We start from the raw sequence: 255 nt of genomic DNA on the forward strand, positions 1-255 counted from the left end.
ACTGCATGAAGTTGGAATCGCTAGTAATCGCGGATCAGCATGTCGCGGTGAATACGTTCCCGGGTCTTGTACACACCGCCCGTCACACCATGGGAGCGGGTTTTACCAGAAGTAGGTAGCTTAACCGCAAGGAGGGCGCTTACCACGGTAGGATTCGTGACTGGGGTGAAGTCGTAACAAGGTAGCCGTATCGGAAGGTGCGGCTGGATCACCTCCTTTCTAGAGTTTGCACGAACCGGGTAACTGGTTCACGCA

General features: G+C 54.5%; 1 rRNA gene. It reads left to right on the forward strand.

From position 1 onward, the window contains the following. Positions 1-219 (forward strand): 16S ribosomal RNA (locus GCN74_RS28480); the annotation flags it as partial. Between the last annotated feature and the right edge of the window lie 36 nt (positions 220-255).

Origin of the sequence: Janthinobacterium sp. FT14W, assembly GCF_009208755.1 — a bacterium.
Taxonomy (GTDB): domain Bacteria; phylum Pseudomonadota; class Gammaproteobacteria; order Burkholderiales; family Burkholderiaceae_D; genus Janthinobacterium; species Janthinobacterium violaceinigrum.